This window comes from Brevibacillus sp. HB1.1 (genome assembly GCF_013332445.1).
Lineage (GTDB): Bacteria > Bacillota > Bacilli > Brevibacillales > Brevibacillaceae > Brevibacillus > Brevibacillus porteri.
The window spans coordinates 737,006-756,746 of the sequence record NZ_JABMIV010000002.1; the positions used below are offsets into that span (position 1 = coordinate 737,006).

Consider the following 19,741-nt stretch of genomic DNA (forward strand, 5'->3'; position numbering starts at 1 on the left):
ACTAACCACGTTCGCGTAGCATTTTGTTTTCCCACGCAAACAATGCCACAACTGTCTTGGCATCGCGAATTTCTCCACTTTGATGCAGAGCATGCGCTTCTTCCAATGTTACTTCCAGCACATCGACGAACTCATCCTCGTCCGGCTTGCTTTCTCCTTTTTTCAAACCAGTGGCCACAAAAACATGTAAAATTTCATCCGCGAAGCCGGGAGATGTGTAAAAAGAGCTGAGCGGTGTGTACTGACTCGCAACGTAGCCGGTCTCTTCCTCCAGCTCGCGCATTGCACACGCAAGCGGCTCTTCCCCTGGCTCCAGCTTTCCTGCTGGGATTTCCACGATCGTACGCTCCAATGGCTTGCGGAACTGTCGAACTACAACCATTTTGTTATCATCTGTTATCGGCATTACAGCTACCGCGCCTTGATGATTCACGATTTCTCGCTTGGCTGTGTTGCCATTGGGCAGAAGGACCTCATCTACCTTGACCTTAATAATTCTTCCGTCATAAATCGGTTGACTGGAAATGGTTTTTTCATATAAGTGATCATATTTACTCACTGTCGTCATCATCCTTTTTTCATGAAGTCGTTCTAAATCGTCGATTCCCTCCATAAGTTGGGAGCATAGAGCTTGTCCATCTTATTGTATCGGAGGAGATTATGAATGAAAACATATGTTAGCGAAAACCAATTGCGTATGGTCGGGAAAGCTTGGGAGATCAAGGCTGCACTTCGTTCCTGGTCAAATAAAGACCTAACGCTTCAAGCGTACTTAATGAAGCGGGCAAATGCGGGGCGTCGTTAACGGTTTGGACGATGTAGCCCAAACTGTTTTCTACATAATCGGCAGCCATCCATGCCGTCTGAAAAGGGGCAGGGTCCTCTTGCCAATTTCGTCCCATCGTAGAAAAGGACAAGCCATACCCCTTTTCCAGCGCTGCTAGTTCTGATTGGTCTGGGACTTTTCCTTTTATGAAAACATGCTTCCCCGCAACTTCTAGCGTTCTCAATTGCCGTGAAAGGACTTCATCTCTTTCATCTCCGAAAACCGGAATTGTAACCAGGGCAGGACAGAGAGCAAATCGGTTTAATATCGATACAGTATGATGACTGACACCGTAATGCCTGGTACGTGGGTCACCAAAGCTGATTCGTGGAATAAAAAAGGGTGTTCCACCGAGAGTAGATATGGCATGAATGACCTCAGCTAACTGAATTCCCGAGAAGCCATAAGGTGTACCTGTACCTGCTACCCCAGGTCCCAACATACAAACAATAATATCGGCATGCTCTACATGGCGCGCTGCCAACAAGCCACTATGAATCGTCAACGACTCGCGATCTCCACCCCACGCATGACCTGTCGTTACCGTCGCAGCCAAGCTCCCGACTGCTTTTAATTGCTGGACGTGCTGACTCAAGGCAATCGGCAAGGATGCACCGTCTGGCATGACATATACGATACGGACATTTGGATTTTTTTTATGCAAAGCAAGGACAGCAACAGGTAGAAGACTGTGCAGCTCTCCGACCAAAACAGGGGTACCTTCCAAGGATAGGTCATCTTGCACAAACAAAGGGTGGTACGGGCTAGTCTGTTCTTCTACCGAATCAACCGCGAGCTGCCATGGCGAATAGCGCATTTTCATGACATGCCCCCACTCATTCGGAAGAACATCGGTTTCCTCCAGTTGGGTAACCTTCCCTACAACAAAGTGATACCCGCCTGTCCCCAATTCAAGGCGAACAGCAGTTGTATTGATCAAGAGTAAATCGCCACTGCTATAATCCTCCTGCAAAAAAGACAGCACTCTCTCCATTTTGTATCCAGCAACCGATTCTATCCGGACTTCGAGTATCTGCATCCCTGTTTGTTTTTCTAGAACTTTTTGGACCGTCCCCACTGCCAAACGGAGCACTCAGCTTCCCCCTTTCATTCCTGCCTCGTCCCCACTTTCTATTCAGTCTATGATGAACAGTGCTTGTCTCAATCATGCAAACGAGTAAGAGAACGTACAAAAAGGCCGGAACCCCTCGCAAGGAGATTCCGACCTTCTTTTGATTACTCTTGTACTTCTGCAATTACAGCAAGCACCAGCTCAGCCGCTTTGTTCAGTTCAGCGATTGGCATGCGCTCGCTTTTTGTATGGATTTCTTCATAGCCGATGGCAAAGTTTACGCTTGGCACGTTGTAGCCGTTAAATACGTTACCGTCGCTTCCGCCGCCGCTTGCAACCAGCTCAGGATTGCGGTCTACACGCTTAACCGCTGCAATCGCTTTTTGTACAACAGGCGTTTCTTCATTGAATTTGTAGCCGTGGTACATAAAAATAACGTCATTTTCGCAAGTCGCACCCATTTCGGCTGCCACTTCTTCAAATGCTGTCGTCATTTTCTTCACTTGCGCTTCCAGCTTGTCCATGACCAAGCTGCGAGCCTCTGACCAAATTTCCACATAATCCGTTACGATATTGTACGCTTTACCGCCTTCAAAACGACCGATGTTTGCAGTTGTGTCCGCATCGATCCGGCCTAGTGGCATACGGGAAATGGCTTTACTTGCAACCGATATAGCACTGATGCCATCCTCTGGATTCACACCTGCATGCGCTGCTTTGCCGTGAATTTTGGTTACGATGCGATATTGTCCAGCACCAGCTACTGTAATTTTTCCAACTGGACCTTCCGAATCGAGGATGAAGCCCATTTCTGCTTTCAGCAGGCTGGAATCCATTGCGCGGGAGCCTACAAGTCCTGACTCTTCTCCCACGGTCAATACGACTTGGATCGTTGGATGTGGCAAGTTTTGCTCTTTCATGCTGCGAATACCTTCAAAGATCGCCGCGATTCCTGCTTTGTCATCCGCACCGAGGATCGTCGTTCCATCGGAATAAATATAGCCATCGCGAATTTGTGGCTTGATTCCGTTTCCTGGTACAACCGTATCCATATGACTGCTAAACAGGATAGTCGGACCGTTGCCAGTTCCTTCTAAGGTTGCGATCAGATTGTTGGCACCATGTCCGGTTTTCGCTGCTGCGTCATCCTCTTCTACGGTAAAGCCCATCTCAATCAGTTTTTCTTTGAGCACCTTATTGATCTCTGCTTCGTTCTTCGTTTCACTGTCAATTTGGACGAGCTCTAAAAATTCATTTAACAAACGCTCTTGGTTGATCGTACTCACACTCGTTACCTCCTGATCGTACTGCCCGATTTTGGTACATATTCACAAGTTCCAGTATACCGCAAAAAAAATTTTTCTACTACGTAAACGCCTATGATTCTTTCGGATATTGGCATAGCTCATACAAAACGCCATTCGCTGCCTTTGGATGCAAAAATCCAATCAAAGCATCGTGCGCACCCGCTTTGGGGACCTCGTGAATGAGAGGTACACCTTGCTCTTTTAATGTGGCTAGACGACCCGCAACATCATCCACATCAAAAGCAATGTGGTGAATGCCTTCTCCGCGTTTTTCCATAAATTTTGCTATTGGACTCTCATCACTTAACGGTTCTAGTAATTCAATATGACTTTCCCCGATCTTTAAAAATGCCACTTGTACTTGTTCGCTCTCTACGATTTCGGTTCCAACCAACTCCAATCCCAATTGCTCGGTATAAAAGGGAAGCGTCTTTTCCAAGCTTTTTACCGCAATGCCAATATGGGCAATTTTTTTCGGTGCGCTCACGAATCATCATCCTTTTGTAAGTGGTTGTCTCATTGGCTACATTTCGGTACAATTTCAGCATGGGCGAAAAAAAGAAAGCCAATGATATCCTTTTCTTCATTCTAGCACAGCCACTTACAGAATCACCTGATAATTTCCTCTACCTTGAAAGGAGGTTTGATTAGAATGAGACACCAGTCGCTCTTTGCAAAAATCCTGATCGGCATTCTAATACTCTCACTCATCGTTCCCACGTTTTTTTACTTTCAATAAACGATTGATAAAACGATTAAAAACCCCTTTCCGACTGAAAAGCGGAAAGGGGTTTTTCGTTTGTCCCAGCTCGTTATTATTTTTGAACGAATATGCTGGAAGTTTTCGCATCCCAGCCGACTTTATAACCAAGATTATCCGTAACGGTACGGATTGGGATCATTGGCATGCCGTTTTTGAGAACAACAGGTGTTGGCAATTGGATATCCGTTTTGCCTACTTTTGCTGTTTTCGACCCAACTGTAAACTTCACGACTTTGGTTCCACTGATAACAGCAACACTTGTATTGTTCCATTGCGTAGTCAGTGCCAATCCTTCTTTAAAGAATTGGGCTGGAACCATGGTCGTATTACCATCTGCAAGGTAAGGAGCTACAGAGAGAGGATACGTTTTGCCATTCAGGCTGAAGTTTGCTGTATTTACTTTAAAGGAAGCCGCGTTCGCTGGAATAGCTGTTGATGGCTGTTGTGGTGTTGGCGTTCCAGGCTTTGGTTGAGCCGGAGAAGGCATCCCTACACCAACAGCACGCGCAAACAGCAAGCCTCTTTCTTCGGAAGTAAATACGCTAATGCTATATGTGTTTTTCACAGCAGGGTTTACGATGTTCGCCGCTGGATTGATCACGATAGTAGCATTTGTTGCCGCAGGAATATCCTGAGACGGATAAATCAGAACGTTTTGTCCACGAACCGCAACAAAATTCGCACCTGCACCATTCACAGAGATGTTAGCTGGCGCGATGTAAGCCGGTACCTTGTAGCCTACCGGGAATACGATCTCGATGAAATCGCGCTGTTTTTGCAGACCAACACCCAATCCTTTGATTGCCACGTTCACACCCGTCTGCTTGCCAAGTGCATTTTGTGTCAATGCGATAGTTGCGGTGCTATTGTTAGTAGTTGTATTTGGTACAGGTATTGGAGTTGTCGGGTTGGTTGGCGTCGGGTTCACCGAAGAGCCACCGATGCTGAAGGATTTGGATTCCAAAGTTCTTCCGGAAACAGTAGCCTTCAACGTATAGCTACCCGCTGCTTTTGGATTCGAAATCCACGCTCCGTAAGTAACTTCAACCTTCACTTTGCTATTGGTACCGAAGTTGGTTGGCGCTACCAACGCGATTCTATTTCCAACTGCAGTTGCTTTTTTCGCTGGTTTCCCATTGAGCAAAAAGTCTGATGCAGTCAAAATACCCGGTACCATGTCAGATGATGGGAATTCAAGAACTAGTTCCCCATCTGCTTTCAATTCTTTGCTACCGAAATCAGCATCAAAGGTGTAGCTGGTGCGAGCACCTGCGCCCGGATCGGACAGGTTCACAGTAAAGCTGTCGGAAGCGTTGCTAGGAGTGGAGGAACCGTTCTTAGTAATTTCAACATCCTCTGATTCGTATGTAGTTCCATCATATTTCACTTTGAAAACGTGCTTGCCTCCGGAATTAGGGTTCTCGATTCCAGCATCCTTGTCAAATTCCACGGTGATGTAATCATCTGCGTCTGCACCACTCGGAATTTTGACATCAACGGTACTGCCACTAACACTGACAGATTTCGCTGTATAGCCGTTTACTTTTACATCCTCTTCATCAATGCTTGATGGCAGCATGTTTTTATCTGGGAAAGTGACAGTAATCGTGGAGTTTGACTCCAGCTCATCACTTCCTTTGAGAGAAATTTTGCCAAGCTTGAGGCTAACTTTTTCTCCTGCTGCTTTGCTGCTCAACGATACTGCGTAATCTTTGCTGGACTTGCTACTGCTGCTCGAGCTGCTTTTTTTGATATCTACATCATCCGATTCCGAATCCTCGTCACCCGCTTCTACACTTACGCTGTATGAACCTTTGTCATCGGGATTCGTGATACCGCTCGTAATTTTAATCTTAATTTTATCGCCTTCATCTAGATCTTCATCAGTCTTGATTGTAATTTCGCCTTTAGAAACACTTACTTTCTTCACATCGAAGCTAGCATCAATATCGTCTGTATCAATATCATCGTCGATATCAAAATCAGAATCGAAATCAATAGTAATAGATTCTCCACTTTCCAGATCTTCTTCTAGCTTGAATTCAATTGTGTAATCACTTTCTTTACCTGCACCATCGTTGTCAGCCGTTACCGACAATTTTTCAATAGCATGTGCTTGCTGCGGTACTGCCACAAATGGTGTAGCGGCCAGCGCTGATGCCAGCACTATTGGTAGTGCTTTTTTACTTTTCTCCATGTTTTTCCTCCCATAATTACCCTTAATCTGGAAATTCTCTCTAGCGGGACGCTACCAGTCTACCACAAATGCTATCTGGTGGGAATCTCTTCTAGATCATTTATGAGACTTACTGGCTCCAATTGGTAAGACGAAAATGTCTCGGAAAAAGTTACATACGTAATGATCGATTTGGAAAAATTTTTTTGTCATTCTTTTATCAAAAAAACCAGGTCGTTACTTGACCTGGTTTTTCGACACCCTAGTATAGCTTGGTATCCGGACCTACATTTTCAAGCTTTTGTTTCACACTCTGAAGGAATCGTCCGCAAATCAGACCATCCAGCACGCGATGATCCAAGGACATGCACAGATTGACCATCGAACGCACTGCAATCATGTCGTTAATGACGACAGGGCGTTTCACAATGGATTCGACACTAAGTATCGCAGCTTGCGGAGCATTGATAATCGGCTGGGACAAGACAGAGCCAAAAGAGCCTGTGTTGTTAACCGTAAAGGTCCCGCCTGTCATGTCATCCATTGTCAATTTCCCTGCACGGGTGCGTGCTGCCAGATCATCGACTGCCTTAGCAATGCCAAGAATTGATTTTTGATCAGCATGCTTGATGACAGGAACATAGAGAGCATCTTCCGTGGCTACTGCGATGGAGATGTTGATGTCCTTTTTCACGATGATTTTGTCGTGTGCCCATGTGGAATTGATCATCGGGTACTCTTTCAACGCTTCTACAACCGCTTTGATAAAGAACGGAAGGAATGTGAGGTTGAGCCCTTCTTTTTTCGCAAATTCACCTTTTGCCTGATTGCGGAAGTTAACGAGATTGGTCACGTCTACTTCGACCATCGTCCAAGCATGTGGAGCTTCGTGCTTGCTCTGTACCATCCGGTTTGCAATCGTACGACGAATCGACGTTACGGGTACAACTTGATCACCGCTTGCAACCGGAATATCTACGGAAACAGCAGGAGTCGAAGCGGGTGCTGACGGCACAGGTGTTGAAACGACAGTAGATTGTTCGACTGCTGCCACGGGAGCCTGCGCGACTGTTTCTTTCACTGTCTCAGCTGGCTTTTGGCCGCCCGCGTCGATAATCGCTTGGACATCTTTGCGCGTAATACGGCCGCCTGCTCCAGTCCCTACAACGCGGGACAAATCAATGCCATGTTGCTGTGAAAGCATGACTACAGCAGGTGAATAACGTTGTTTTGGTTCATCAATGACTGGTGCTTGCTGAATCGATACCGCCGGCGTAGCTGCCTTTGGCTGCTCGGTTGCAGGCGCTTGTGGAGCCGTAGTTTCCGGTGTGCTAGCAGGCGCTACAGTTCCACCTTCTGCTCCACTTTCTTCTATATATAGGATCAATGTGCCGACAGCGACTGTCTCACCTTCTGGCACGACGATCTCAGTAACGCGTCCTGAAACGGTAGAAGGAACCTCTGCGTTTACTTTATCCGTCGTCACTTCAGCCAGCGAGTCGTATTTCTTCACCGTGTCGCCTACATTGACCAACCATTTGCTGATGGTGCCCTCGGTCACGCTCTCTCCGAGCTGGGGCATAAGTACTTTCGTTGCCATGATCCTTGGTCCTCCTCGCCTTAAAAGTTGGCCAGCTCGCGCATTGCTTCCAATACTTTTTCCGGGTTCAGCATAAAGTATTTTTCCATCGGCGGGCTGTATGGCATAGCTGGCACATCTGGACCACAAAGACGTTTGATCGGTGCATCCAAATCGAACAGGCAATGCTCCGCTACAATGGCAGCTACCTCACCGCCAACGCCGCCTTCTTTGTTGTCCTCGTGTACGATCAATACTTTGCCTGTCTTCGAAGCCGCTTCTACAATCGCTTCTTTGTCCAACGGATACAGTGTGCGCAAATCGAGCACATGCGCGCTGATACCTTCTTGTGCAAGTTTTTCCGCAGCTTGTAGACAGAAGTGCAGAGTCAAGCCGTAGGAGATGACCGTGATATCTGTCCCCTCTCGCTTCACGTCCGCTTTGCCAATCGGCAACACATAGTCGTCCTCAGGCACTTCGCCCTTGATCAAACGATAGCAGCGCTTGTGCTCGAAAAAGAGCACCGGATCTTCATCGCGAATGGCTGCTTTTAGGAGACCTTTTGCATCATAAGGTGTCGAAGGTGCCACTACTTTCAAACCAGGGGTGTTCGTGAACATCGCTTCCACAGATTGTGAGTGGTACAGTGCACCATGAACCCCGCCGCCGAATGGGGCACGAATCGTGATTGGGCAATGCCAGTCGTTGTTCGAACGATAGCGCATTTTCGCAGCCTCACTGACAATTTGGTTCACAGCTGGCATGATGAAGTCAGCAAACTGGATCTCCGCGATTGGACGCATACCGTAAGCTGCCGCACCAATCCCTACACCGACAATAGCGGATTCAGCCAGTGGCGTATCAATCACACGCTCCTCACCAAACTCATCAATCAACCCGTTTGTCGCACGGAAAACCCCACCGCGTACGCCAACGTCTTCTCCGAGGATAAACACATTGGAATCGCGACGCATTTCTTCACGCATCGCCATTGTAATTGCATCAATAAAAGAAATGACTGCCATAAAAGATCCCCCCTTATTCCCCGTATACGTATGTCATTGTCGATTCTGGTGTTGGATATGGCGCGGTTTCCGCATATTCAGTGGCTTCATCCACTTCCAGCTGGACGCGGGCAAGCATATCTGCTTCCTTATGTTCGTCCAAGAGTCCGATCTCTCTCAAATAGGCAGCGAAAACAATCAACGGGTCCTTTTTCTTCGCTTCTTCTACTTCTTCTCTCGTACGATACACACGATCGTCATCGTCACTAGAGTGCGGAACAAGGCGATACATAACGGCTTCAATCAGCGTTGGCCCTTGACCACTACGAGCACGTTCAACCGCTTCTTTCATGACACGATATACTTCAATTGGATCGTTTCCGTCCACACTGATTCCAGGGAAGCCGTAACCGATCGCACGGTCTGCTACACTTTCACAAGCCAACTGCTTATTTAGTGGTACAGAGATCGCGTATTTGTTGTTTTCACAGAAAAAGATAACCGGGAGCTTGTGGACACCCGCAAAGTTCGCACCTTCGTGGAAGTCCCCCTGGTTACTGGAGCCTTCTCCGAACGATGCATACACAACAAAATCTTTTTGCTTCATTCTACCTGCCAAAGCCATACCAACTGCGTGTGGCACTTGAGTAGTCACAGGGCTTGAGCCCGTCAAAATATTGTACTTCTTGCCACCGAAGTGACCTGGCATCTGTCTTCCACCGCTATTCGGATCTTCTGCCTTCGCAAAAGCGGACAGCATGCAATCACGGGCTGTTTGGCCAAAAACCAGAACCAAACCAAGATCGCGATAGTACGGGCACAAGAAGTCTCTGTCTTTTTCCATCGCAAAAGCTGCTCCCACCTGAGCTGCTTCCTGACCCTGGCAGGAAATCACGAACGGTACTTTGCCCGCACGATTCAACAGCCATTGGCGCTCATCAATTTTTCTGGCCAATAGCATGTAATAATACATGTCAAGGACTTGCGCATCGGTCAATCCCACTTGCTCATGTCGCTTGGTTGTCATCGTTACATACCCTCCTTGCTAATTGTGTATCGCTTTTCCGTCGACAGCCTGCGCTGCCTCCATGATTGCTTCTGATAAAGATGGATGCGGGTGAATCGTCTGTCCGATCTCCCACGGAGTCGCATCCAGTACACGGGCCAAGCCCGCTTCGGAAATCATATCTGTCACATGTGTACCGATCATGTGAACCCCTAACAAATCATTGGTCTTGGCATCAACGACCAACTTCACAAAGCCGTCATTCTCACCGTGGATCAGAGCTTTGCCCAACGGCTTAAAGCTGAATTTGCCGATCTTCACATCGTAGCCTTGCTCTTTTGCTTCTTTTTCAGTGAGTCCGACATTTGCGACTTCAGGTCTGCTATACGTACATTTCGGAACCTTGGTGTAATCCATTGGGTGCGGGTTTTGTCCAGCCATGTGCTCTACCGCGAGTATTCCTTCATGCGAAGCAACATGTGCCAATTGCAGACCGCCAATCATGTCACCAATCGCATAAATATGAGGCTCTGCGGTCTGGAAAAATTCATTAACCACGACTACGCCACGCTCGACTTTGATTTCTGTTGCTTCCAAACCGATGTTTTCTACATTCGCTTGGCGTCCTACAGATACGAGTACCTTTTCGGCTTCAAAGGTTTGGACTCCATCCTTGACTTCCGCCTGAATAGAGACTTTGCCTTCCCCTTTTTCCAACGATTCAGGCAGCACCTTTGCTCCCGTCACGATGTTGACTTTCCGCTTTTTCAACAGACGAGCCAATTCCTTGCTCACTTCTTCATCCTCAAACGGCAAAATACGGTCGGCGTACTCCACAACAGTTACTTCCACACCGAAATCATTGAGCATGGAAGCCCACTCAATCCCGATGACACCGCCACCAACGATGACAACAGAAGCAGGCAATTGCTCCCACTGCAACGCTTCATCGCTTGTTACCACATATGAACCGTCAATGACCAAACCGGGAAGTGTGCGTGGACGAGAACCTGTTGCCAGCAAAAGGAATCGTGGAACGATCATTTCTTGGTCCCCGTTCTCCTTTTCAATGCGCACAGCACCTGCCTGCGGAGAAAAAATGGAAGGCCCCATAACTCTTCCAAAGCCTTCGAAGACAGTAATACTGCCTTTTTTCATCAAGTACTGAATCCCTTTGTGAAGTTGGTCGATAATGCCTTGCTTTCGCTCTTGTATTTTTGTGAAGTCATAGCCTACAGTACCTGCCGAGACTCCGTATTTGTCAGCTTCCTTCAGGGTGGAGAATACTTCTGCACTGCGCAATAGCGCTTTTGATGGGATGCAACCACGGTGCAAGCAAGTACCACCGAGCTTTTCTTTTTCCACGATTGCTACCTTCATTCCCAATTGGGAAGCGCGGATTGCCGCTACATAACCGCCGGTACCTCCCCCGAGGACGACTAAATCAAACTCTTGAGACACCACGATCTCTCCTTTCATTCGGAAAGCTAACCTGCGTATTTACGAGAATATGAATATTCAAAGAAAACGGTTTATGTATTCCTGACCGCCCTCCATAGAAGAGCGGACAGGAGTTTGAACTTTATAGAAGAAACGAGATTAGCGCTTGTAAACAGTCTTGCCGTTTTGCAGGAAAGTATTACGTGATCTTGCAACACTTGCAATGCGCTCTTCCGCCATGCGATCAGCAGCTTTGTAGGAAGCCATGCCATCACGTTCAGCGATTTCATAAATTTTCAGGATGCTGTCATAAATCGTTTCTACTTTTTTCAGTGCACGCTCGCGGTTGTAGCCTTGCAGCTCATCTGCCACATTGATTACACCACCAGCATTGATCACGTAGTCAGGTGCGTAGATCAGACCCATTTCGTGAATTTGGTCGCCGTGTCTCTCTTCTTTCAACTGGTTGTTAGCTGCCCCAGCGATCACTTTTGCTTTGAAGAGTGGAATGGTGTCATCGTTGATGATTGCACCCAATGCGCAAGGAGAGAAGATATCGCACTCTACACCAAAGATCTCGTTTACGCCTACCGCTTTGGCACCGAAATCGTTCACTGCGCGATCTACGTTTTCTTGATTGATGTCCGTTACGATCAAATGCGCGCCTTCTTCATGCAGGTGGCGGCACAGATTGTACGCTACGTTTCCTACACCTTGTACGGCAATCACACGTCCGGAGAGAGAGTCAGAACCGTAAGCCAATTTAGCAGCAGCTTTCATTCCACGGTAAACACCATAAGCTGTTACTGGGGATGGGTTGCCACTGGAACCGAATGCTGGAGAAACGCCTGTGACGAAATCTGTTTCCAAGTGGATCATATCCATGTCTGCTACCGTTGTTCCTACATCCTCAGCTGTGATGTAACGGCCATTCAGCCCTTGAATATAGCGACCGAAAGCACGGAACAGCTCTTCGCTCTTGTGCTCACGCGGATCACCGATGATGACTGCTTTACCACCACCGATGTTCAGTCCTGCTGCTGCGTTTTTGTAAGTCATCCCACGACCGAGACGCAGTACGTCCACAATCGCCTCTTCTTCTGTTTTATACGGCCACATGCGCGTACCGCCGAGTGCTGGTCCTAATGTCGTATCATGAATGCAAATGATTGCTTTCAAACCGGAATTTTCGTCTTGGCAAAATACCAATTGCTCGTAATCGTACTTTTGCATGTAGTCAAAGATGTTCACTGAAGAAACCTCCCTAGTATCTTTCGTTTTCCGCTTAGGTAAGCTAGCGTAACAGTGGGCTCCATTTGGAGAATTTCCCGTCAAAAGGTATATGCAAAAGTCATGCCAATAAAATCAAACTTATGAAAGCGCTTTATTTACAAGAACGTGGAATGAGTATCCTGACGTCAAGTCTGCATTTTTTTGCATATACGCGCAAATATTTGCGTGCAATATTTTGCACAGCTGCTTCGTTACTCTTCCTGCACATCCATGATGCCCAATTTTTCCATCTTGTAGTACAAACTGCGAATCGCGATTCCGAGGCGTTTGGCTGCAAGGGTGCGATTGCCTTTGGCTGCTGCCAGTTCCCGCAATATGTGCTGACGCTCTGCCTTTTCCACAGCTTCTTTTAACGTGGTACCCGTGGAACCCTCATGCTGGGCCTCTTCCTTTTTGGTCGAAACAATTCTTCTTTCCAGTGGGGGTAAATGCTCCGGCAAAATGATTCGCTCGTTGATCCGCATATGAATCATCGCCCTGCCCAGTACATTCTCTAGCTCGCGTACATTGCCTGGCCAGTGATAGGACAGAAGCATCTGCCATGTTTCTTCATGCAGTTCTTCTACATTTCTTCCGTACTCCAGATTGGCTTTTCGTAGCAGGTGCATAGCAATCGGTTTAATATCTTCCAAGCGCTGTCTGAGTGAAGGGATATGAATCGGCACGACGTGGAGACGATAATACAGATCTTCACGGAAACGTCCCGCTCCAATCGCCGCCTCCAGATTCACATGGGTAGCCGCAATGACGCGAACATCGATGTTGATCGGTTTCGTTCCACCCACTCGTACAACCTCTCGCTCCTGCAGGACGCGCAAAAGCATGACCTGCATGCTCATGGACAGCTCGCCGATCTCGTCCAAAAAGATCGTTCCACCGCTCGCTTCCTCAAACAGCCCCCGCTTTCCTCCTCGACGCGCGCCTGTAAACGCGCCTTCCTCATAACCGAAAAGCTCACTCTCCAGCAGGCTCTCTGAGATAGCTGCACAATTGACACGGATGAATTGGTTGTATTTTCGTTCACTTTCATTATGTATGGCGTGGGCAAATAGTTCTTTCCCCGTTCCCGATTCCCCACGAAGAAGGACAGTTGCTGGAGTTGACGCCGCTTTTTTGGCTTGCTCGATCGCTTGCTGCATAGGCTCGCTATAGCCGATGATGTCTGCAAAGCTATATTTTGCCTCCAAATTGCGGATGATACGACGAGCTCTCTCCAGCTCTTCTGTCAGGCGCTTGAATTCGGAGACATCGTGAATGACGCCAACGCTGCCTTTCAGCTCCCCATCGACCACAACCGGTGCAACATTGACCACGACGTCCTTGCGCTTAGGTCCTAATTTCATAGGGACGCCTCTCACTGCCTTCTTCGTTTTCAGGACTTGCATGTGCATGCTATCGCCTTCGGAAATGTCTACCGTCGCTGGTTTCCCGATGATGTCGTCTTGCGAAAAGCCCGTAAGCCTTGTGTAGGCCTTGTTAATCAAAAGTCCATTCCCGAATTGATCAACGACTGATATTGCTTCGTCCGATGATTGAATAATCGCTTGTAGCATGCTCTGCAAATCTTTCAAGTTCGTCACTTCTTCTGCCAACGCCATGATTTCTGTAATATCACGGAAAATGGCAACGGCTCCGACAACTTCTCCTCGATCATTGCGAACGGGCACGCGGTTTGTAATAATCCGCGTCTGATTCGGCAAGACCTGCTCCTGATTCAATTCGGGAGAGCCTGTCTTTAATACAATATGTAACCGAGTGTTCGGTATACGCTCCGAGACTTTTGTATCCAGCACTTCACTCGCCTCGATGCCCATCAATCGCTCTGCAGCTTTGTTGAACAACGTAATAATTCCTTGGCGATTGACCCCGATAATCGCGTCATGAGTGGAGTTCAGCATCGTTTCGCGCTCCCGCTGATTTTGCATCAAGACTGCAATCAGCTTATCGCGTTCCCGAATCAATTTCATGACGATTCTCGTAAACGTTCCCGGGATGAGCACCGTCTTATCTTTCTTTAACTGCCTGAGATGCTCATACTCCCCCAAGTCCCCTGTAGCTTCTAAAATGACATCCAGATCCTCATCCAAATAAGGCCGATAATCTTGATCGGCGGGAATCCCCAAAGATTGGGCCAACAGTATGCCTGGAGCGTCCGGCCGTTGATCGACCACAGCCACGACTTGTAATCGGTCCATCTGGTTTAGCATCCGCAGGAGTGCTGTACCACCACGTCCCGCACCAACGATGAGCAGCTTGTGCATGCGAGAGACCCCTCACTTTTTTGAACAACCTCTTTACGATCTTACTCGTTACCATTGTACTCCAACAAATCGTTGATGGACAGGCGTTCTTCCCTAACGTGCGCTCGTTCGTGTGCAACAGGTACGGTGGACAAGGCTGTTCGCATCCGATATGATGAAAAGACCTTATTGTAGTTGGTGAAGTCGTTTACGCATTTGAGAAAGGGGTGAAAAACCCTTGGTTTTTCAGAAAATCATTGCACTCTTAATTATGGTAATCCCGGCGGCAATCGCCATGTACGGAATCAAATTAATTCGTGACGCATTCTTCTATTCTGCCTCTCCTGATGTTGGATTTTTATGGGGAAAACTCATTCTAGGGATACTGGCTTTCGCCATCCCTGTATGGTTTATTGCCGGATTTATTCTCCATCACGAGCGCAAAAAAAATCGCGTACAGCCCCGTTTCATGGTTCCTGAACCTGATGACGAGGACTAGACCAAACCGGACGTGCCAGTCTGGTTTTTTTTATTTTCAGCTTCTGCAGCTCTCCCCCATTGATCGAGTCGTCGGAGCCAACCAACCTGTTCAATCACACGGGAAAACGAGCAAAATTCTGCCGTAACCTGAAGACACAAGAAAAGCACGAGCATACTCGCCTGTACATAAATCGGTGTCCCGATGACCAAGGAAAAGCCTACTGCAAAGCCCAAGGCATTCGCCCCTGTATCTCCGAGCATGATTTTGCCGCCAGCGTCATGAGGAAACATGAGCATACTCGCCACGAAGATAGGCATCAAAAAAATCCAGTTTGCCATCGCCGTACCGGCTCCTATTGTCCAAATGCCAAAGGCCCCTGCAATTGCTGTCAGGCCCCAAAACACTTTGATCGCCCTTGCAGGCCGCAAATCAAACAAGTTAATGATGTTGGGGGAGAGAGCAAGTAAACCAAAGGAAACAATACCTGCCCACAACGAGTTCGAAAGAGAGAAGGAAAGACAAAAAGCCGTGCTTGTACCACCTATCAGCTTCCACATGCCACTGGTCATTCGCCTCTCTCTCCATAACACGCCGAAATGTCCACGAAAGCCTTTTGCATCCCGATCTGATGCGCGATCGTCACGCCACCCCCAAAAGGCCATTGTGATCATACCTGTTAGAAATAAAAAGCCGTGCAGGAGAAGCTCGCTTTTGGCCCCTCTGAGCAAAAGGAATCCGATCAGCACGATCCCCGTTATAGCGCTCGAACATACGAGGATAAGACCCCCTGCTGTCAGTACTGGCTCTCTATCGTAATTGAATCGATTCATCCCCATGGCATTGAGCTTTTGTGTACCGATTTTATGCAGCGGGCGGTCAAGCACCAGCGGAAAAACGACCGCGACAAGCATCATAAGCATCATGTTTTTCGTTTCCACTCATGCCCCTCCCACCATTTCCAGCATAGCGTTCGACTAATCGCGACAAACTCTTTCCCTCGATGACAGAAGCCTGCCCAATCGTTTTTCGTTTCACGGTGCGAAAAAAAGACAGGCACCTCTGCTACACGATACCCTGCCCGCAAAGCATCGACAGTGAGCCCCACCTCTATGCCGAATCCTTTATCCTGGCTCCCCAATCGGTTAAGAAGCTCGCGACGTATTGCCCGTTGTCCCGATAAAGGGGCTTTTGCTTCAAAGCCTGTCAACATCCGAATGCCATGATGGGCCAAGCCTTTTGCTAATCCGAGCCCTGCTTTCACTTGCGGAGGTGGAAGAACAGCTACCGCCATATCACAGACATCTTGTAGCACCGGCGTAACTAAATGTGCAGCTTCTGCTGCGCTGTCTCGCAAATCACCGTCGAGAAGCATGACCACATCCCCACTGGCGCACTTCCAGCCCAGTTGAACAGCTGCACCTTTCCCTTGATTGCGCGGCGCTCGAATCACCATATCCGCCCACTTGCTTGCGATGTGTGCCGTCTCATCTTTACTACCATCATCAACGACGATCAGTTCATCACAAAAAAAGCGTTCACGGATGGCACGGAGTGTATCACCGATAGAAGCCTGTTCGTTGAACGCAGGGATGACGACGCTAACTTTTTTCACGCGAGCCCTTCCTCTCAGCCAATCTATTTTGCACTTGCTCCAAAAGTGCCCATTGTTTTGCAGGAGAGTCAGGCACTTCTACGACCTGAATCCAGGAATTCGCCTGTTTTTCCCGTAGCCAAAGCGGGGCTTGCCTTGCTACCACCAAAAGCACCCCATCTTCCCACTTGTTTCCCTCGCGATACGAAACCACTTCCATTCCTACCGAATGCATCAGTTGCTTAATCTGTTCAGCAACGTTGCCATCCTCCTGCCAAACATACACCTTGCTTCCTGCCAGTTCATCCACATAGCGTATGCTCATGAGTTGGACGACTTCTTGGTTGCTGTGTGCAACTTCCTTGAGCAATCGATTCATTTGCTGCCTTAATTCATGGTTGCTTTTGAGAGCGCGATCGTACTTTGCTTCCATATTGGAAAGAATGCCATTTGTTCCTTGCGTTATCCATGAATGGCCTGCCATCCCTCCTAACAAGATACCTACCCCAAGCGCGACAAATATGGCAGCCAGTGAAATCAAATGATAGCGGAAGGGTATCATGTATACCTCCATGAAAATGCGTTGTTCATAAAGTCCAAGTCCGCCACTGGGTCCAAATCATCTGGACAGCATGACGGGTGATCGGATTAATGACGAGCGCGGCTGAAACAGGGAGAAGCATAGCGACTATACACCACCCCCACAGCTTCCATGACTCGCTCGGCCGATAGAGATGACTGACTCCTTTGGCATCAATTAGCTTTGTCCCGATCTTCGTGCGTACCAATAACGTGCTCGCCATACCTTTGCGGCCTTTTTCCAGAAAATCAATCATATTGGTATGGGCACCGATCGTAACGATCAGTTCAGCCTCGTTTTCGTACGCTAACAGCATCGCCACATCTTCGCTCGTACCAGGCGCTGGCAACACATGAAAAGGCAAACCGAGTGCTTTTACGCGAATCGTTCCAGGTGCTGTCCCATCCACAAAAGCATGTACGACGATCTCCGCTCCGCTTTGGAGCGCTCTGTCCGAGACGCTGTCCATATCTCCCACTATCAGGTCTGGACGATACCCTGCTTCCATGAGGGCATCTGCACCGCCATCGACACCAATCAAAACAGGTCGATATTCGCGAATGTAGGAAGACAGCGTCAGTAAATCCTCTCTGTAATGTTTCCCGCGAACGACGGCAACGACGTGTCGCTGTTCCATTTTTGTATGTAATCGCACATGGCAAAGTGGTTTCAAAAATAGGTCTTTTTCCTTGCTGGCGTACAAAAGTGTATTGTCAATAAACGATGAGAGCGTGTCATCCAACTTGTCGTGCGCTTCATGCCATCGGTTCAAAATAGCTGGAACCGTCACCTGCTGCAGCCTACATACATGGACCCACTTCTCTTCCAATAGGATGTACAGATTTTCTTCACGTATCGTTGCATACTTGCCCTCGACCCATTCCACGAACGAATCCGACACATCTCCATCCAGTACCTCATAGAGTGTGACACCGTTTGTTAAAAGTTGACGAGCTCCTTCAGCCGGGTATTGCCCCGTCATGAATGGTGAAAGGTTGAGGACAACTTTTACCCCTCTTTCCAGCAAGGACTGTGCTGCTATCTCATCAACATCCGGATGATCAATGATGGCGATATGATGGGAGTGGAGACGTTTGCACAACTGCTTCGTCTTCAGATCAGCTGCTACGACAGCCGTGTATGAATGTGCTACAGAACTTTTTCGTTTGCCCACGTTTTCCACCTCCGCCTATAGTATGCTAAATATTTCCTTCCTACATGCAAAAAAAAGAAGCCGTGCATCAAATGCACAACCTCTTTTAAGCGAAGCGTTTTCAGTTTCATCTACGCACCCTTGACCAGGTAGTAAATGATCAAACCATCTGCGAACAGGAAAACCATCAAAGATACAAAGCCAAATAAGATTGCAAATGTGTTTTTCGCTTTGATGGAACTCAAACAGCCCCAAGCAATAAAGAATGTGAAGATAAACATCAGGATGTCAAATAAAACTAGTTTCATAAACGACAACTCCTTCACCATGATGACGCAAACCGGAATACAATGGCAATTCCATTATATAGCTTCACGTATTATGAGACAAGCATATCCAAATTTGTGAACAAAAAGTTTCACAATTATTCCCCTTTTATTGTGCCACATGTTGCGTTGCCTATCCATATACTCCAGCAATCTTGCTCATTCCATTTTTCTTGCCCGGCTACGTGATCATGGATGGTGTGAATGAGGTCCTTCAGTTCCGCATCGGTCAATTCATGCAGAATGGAGCGGCCTTTTCTTGAAAGCAAGTCAGCTTCCAATTCAGACCAGCTATCGTATTCACGCCTTGTCTCCCATAGTGTTGTCTTGTTCACCTGTTTAAGCCCCGCGAGTTTCATGGTGTTCTGCACCGCTGTATCATCCGGTCTTCGTCTCTGTTCGATCGTGAGTAAGCGCGGGTACCGGGTAAAAAAATAACCGCGAAAATGAGTTGGCGATGCTGGCATTTTGACATCGTCTATCGTCCTGTCTTGTATGAAGCAAATTCCCCCCGGTGCCAAGAGCCTAATGACTTCCTTAAAAAACTTCTGCAAGTCTTGCTCCGGGAAATGATGGATCAAGGCGCGAGCGAATACAATATCCGCACACTGACTCGGTAAGCCTGTTGCGCGGGCATCGCCCTGTGCAAACGAAATCTTCGGATCGTCAGCGCATTGCTCTCTCGCCGCATCTACCATCACCTGGGAAAAGTCAATCCCTGTGACAGAAGCAGCTCCTAACCTAGACCAAGCCTTGCTGTAAATTCCACCACCACAACCGATGTCTACGACGTTTTTTCCCACAGGATTGACGAGTGACAGGATCGTCTGACTCCACGAATCGTCAGCGGTTCTTCCCGTATAGCTCAACTGGTTTTTCTCTGCATGAAAATCAATGGTCATTC

The 19,741-nt window shown here is 47.8% G+C and carries 18 protein-coding genes; 1 reads left to right on the forward strand and 17 read right to left on the reverse strand.

The window, feature by feature from the left end:
- Position 1: 1 nt before the first annotated feature.
- The 11 genes from HPY27_RS08375 to HPY27_RS08425 all read right to left on the reverse strand — a co-directional run bounded on the left by HPY27_RS08375 (position 2) and on the right by HPY27_RS08425 (position 14,727).
- Complete coding sequence (locus tag HPY27_RS08375) at positions 2 to 559, reverse strand: NUDIX domain-containing protein (protein ID WP_020477519.1); 558 nt, start codon at positions 557 to 559, stop codon at positions 2 to 4.
- A gap of 160 nt (positions 560 to 719) precedes the next feature.
- Complete coding sequence (locus HPY27_RS08380; protein ID WP_174224769.1) at positions 720 to 1,919, reverse strand: DUF3866 family protein; 1,200 nt, start codon at positions 1,917 to 1,919, stop codon at positions 720 to 722.
- A gap of 143 nt (positions 1,920 to 2,062) precedes the next feature.
- A complete protein-coding gene (locus HPY27_RS08385) occupies positions 2,063 to 3,184 on the reverse strand; it encodes a M20/M25/M40 family metallo-hydrolase (RefSeq protein ID WP_017248041.1) in 1,122 nt (373 codons plus the stop codon).
- Positions 3,185 to 3,275: 91 nt separating this feature from the next.
- The gene (mce, locus tag HPY27_RS08390) at positions 3,276 to 3,692 is read right to left on the reverse strand and encodes a methylmalonyl-CoA epimerase (protein ID WP_069844648.1); all 417 of its coding nucleotides are present in this window, start codon (positions 3,690 to 3,692) and stop codon (positions 3,276 to 3,278) included.
- A gap of 328 nt (positions 3,693 to 4,020) precedes the next feature.
- A complete protein-coding gene (locus tag HPY27_RS08395; protein WP_017248039.1) occupies positions 4,021 to 6,165 on the reverse strand; it encodes a copper amine oxidase N-terminal domain-containing protein in 2,145 nt (714 codons plus the stop codon).
- Positions 6,166 to 6,406: 241 nt separating this feature from the next.
- Positions 6,407 to 7,744 carry a dihydrolipoamide acetyltransferase family protein gene (locus HPY27_RS08400; RefSeq protein WP_217368462.1) on the reverse strand — a complete coding sequence of 446 codons (1,338 nt, stop codon included), beginning with the start codon at positions 7,742 to 7,744 and terminating at the stop codon, positions 6,407 to 6,409.
- Between the two features lie 20 nt (positions 7,745 to 7,764).
- A complete protein-coding gene (locus tag HPY27_RS08405; protein WP_017248037.1) occupies positions 7,765 to 8,748 on the reverse strand; it encodes an alpha-ketoacid dehydrogenase subunit beta in 984 nt (327 codons plus the stop codon).
- A gap of 13 nt (positions 8,749 to 8,761) precedes the next feature.
- Positions 8,762 to 9,754 carry a thiamine pyrophosphate-dependent dehydrogenase E1 component subunit alpha gene (locus tag HPY27_RS08410; RefSeq protein ID WP_017248036.1) on the reverse strand — a complete coding sequence of 331 codons (993 nt, stop codon included), beginning with the start codon at positions 9,752 to 9,754 and terminating at the stop codon, positions 8,762 to 8,764.
- Between the two features lie 18 nt (positions 9,755 to 9,772).
- Positions 9,773 to 11,194 carry a dihydrolipoyl dehydrogenase gene (lpdA, locus tag HPY27_RS08415; protein WP_017248035.1) on the reverse strand — a complete coding sequence of 474 codons (1,422 nt, stop codon included), beginning with the start codon at positions 11,192 to 11,194 and terminating at the stop codon, positions 9,773 to 9,775.
- A gap of 138 nt (positions 11,195 to 11,332) precedes the next feature.
- Entirely contained in the window at positions 11,333 to 12,424 is a 1,092-nt protein-coding gene (locus tag HPY27_RS08420; RefSeq protein ID WP_017248034.1) for a Glu/Leu/Phe/Val dehydrogenase dimerization domain-containing protein, read from the reverse strand.
- A gap of 233 nt (positions 12,425 to 12,657) precedes the next feature.
- Positions 12,658 to 14,727 carry a sigma-54-dependent Fis family transcriptional regulator gene (locus HPY27_RS08425; RefSeq protein WP_017248033.1) on the reverse strand — a complete coding sequence of 690 codons (2,070 nt, stop codon included), beginning with the start codon at positions 14,725 to 14,727 and terminating at the stop codon, positions 12,658 to 12,660.
- A 217-nt stretch (positions 14,728 to 14,944) separates the two neighbouring features.
- Between HPY27_RS08425 and HPY27_RS08430 the strand changes: the two genes are divergently transcribed.
- Entirely contained in the window at positions 14,945 to 15,205 is a 261-nt protein-coding gene (locus HPY27_RS08430; protein WP_007720834.1) for a DUF2627 domain-containing protein, read from the forward strand.
- Here the strand turns inward: HPY27_RS08430 and HPY27_RS08435 are convergent.
- The 6 genes from HPY27_RS08435 to HPY27_RS08460 all read right to left on the reverse strand — a co-directional run bounded on the left by HPY27_RS08435 (position 15,202) and on the right by HPY27_RS08460 (position 19,739).
- A complete protein-coding gene (locus tag HPY27_RS08435) occupies positions 15,202 to 16,125 on the reverse strand; it encodes an MraY family glycosyltransferase (protein ID WP_026043033.1) in 924 nt (307 codons plus the stop codon). The two genes, HPY27_RS08430 and HPY27_RS08435, sit on opposite strands and share 4 nt — an antisense overlap.
- Positions 16,107 to 16,799 (reverse strand): glycosyltransferase family 2 protein, encoded by a 693-nt coding sequence (locus HPY27_RS08440; RefSeq protein ID WP_017248032.1) that lies wholly within the window; start codon positions 16,797 to 16,799, stop codon positions 16,107 to 16,109. Before HPY27_RS08440 ends, HPY27_RS08435 begins: the two co-directional genes overlap by 19 nt.
- Positions 16,786 to 17,340, reverse strand: coding sequence for a copper transporter (locus HPY27_RS08445; protein WP_017248031.1), 555 nt, complete (start codon positions 17,338 to 17,340; stop codon positions 16,786 to 16,788). The genes HPY27_RS08440 and HPY27_RS08445 overlap by 14 nt, the downstream gene beginning before the upstream one ends.
- 25 nt (positions 17,341 to 17,365) lie before the next feature.
- Positions 17,366 to 18,532: a putative cytokinetic ring protein SteA gene (gene steA, locus HPY27_RS08450; protein WP_174224770.1), complete on the reverse strand. Its 1,167-nt coding sequence runs from the start codon at positions 18,530 to 18,532 to the stop codon at positions 17,366 to 17,368.
- Between the two features lie 110 nt (positions 18,533 to 18,642).
- Entirely contained in the window at positions 18,643 to 18,819 is a 177-nt protein-coding gene (locus HPY27_RS08455) for a DUF2759 family protein (RefSeq protein WP_017248028.1), read from the reverse strand.
- A gap of 116 nt (positions 18,820 to 18,935) precedes the next feature.
- Positions 18,936 to 19,739 (reverse strand): class I SAM-dependent methyltransferase, encoded by an 804-nt coding sequence (locus HPY27_RS08460; RefSeq protein ID WP_017248027.1) that lies wholly within the window; start codon positions 19,737 to 19,739, stop codon positions 18,936 to 18,938.
- Positions 19,740 to 19,741 lie beyond the last annotated feature (2 nt).

Bases quoted from the DNA above. Each gene is read 5' to 3' on its own strand.
- HPY27_RS08455 (WP_017248028.1), bottom strand. From the start codon at position 18,819: ATGAAACTAGTTTTATTTGACATCCTGATGTTTATCTTCACATTCTTT.
- HPY27_RS08460 (WP_017248027.1), bottom strand. From the start codon at position 19,739: ATGACCATTGATTTTCATGCAGAGAAAAACCAGTTGAGCTATACGGGA.
- HPY27_RS08405 (WP_017248037.1), bottom strand. From the start codon at position 8,748: ATGGCAGTCATTTCTTTTATTGATGCAATTACAATGGCGATGCGTGAA.
- HPY27_RS08395 (WP_017248039.1), bottom strand. From the start codon at position 6,165: ATGGAGAAAAGTAAAAAAGCACTACCAATAGTGCTGGCATCAGCGCTG.
- HPY27_RS08410 (WP_017248036.1), bottom strand. From the start codon at position 9,754: ATGACAACCAAGCGACATGAGCAAGTGGGATTGACCGATGCGCAAGTC.
- HPY27_RS08425 (WP_017248033.1), bottom strand. From the start codon at position 14,727: ATGCACAAGCTGCTCATCGTTGGTGCGGGACGTGGTGGTACAGCACTC.
- HPY27_RS08400 (WP_217368462.1), bottom strand. From the start codon at position 7,744: ATGGCAACGAAAGTACTTATGCCCCAGCTCGGAGAGAGCGTGACCGAG.
- HPY27_RS08445 (WP_017248031.1), bottom strand. From the start codon at position 17,340: ATGATACCCTTCCGCTATCATTTGATTTCACTGGCTGCCATATTTGTC.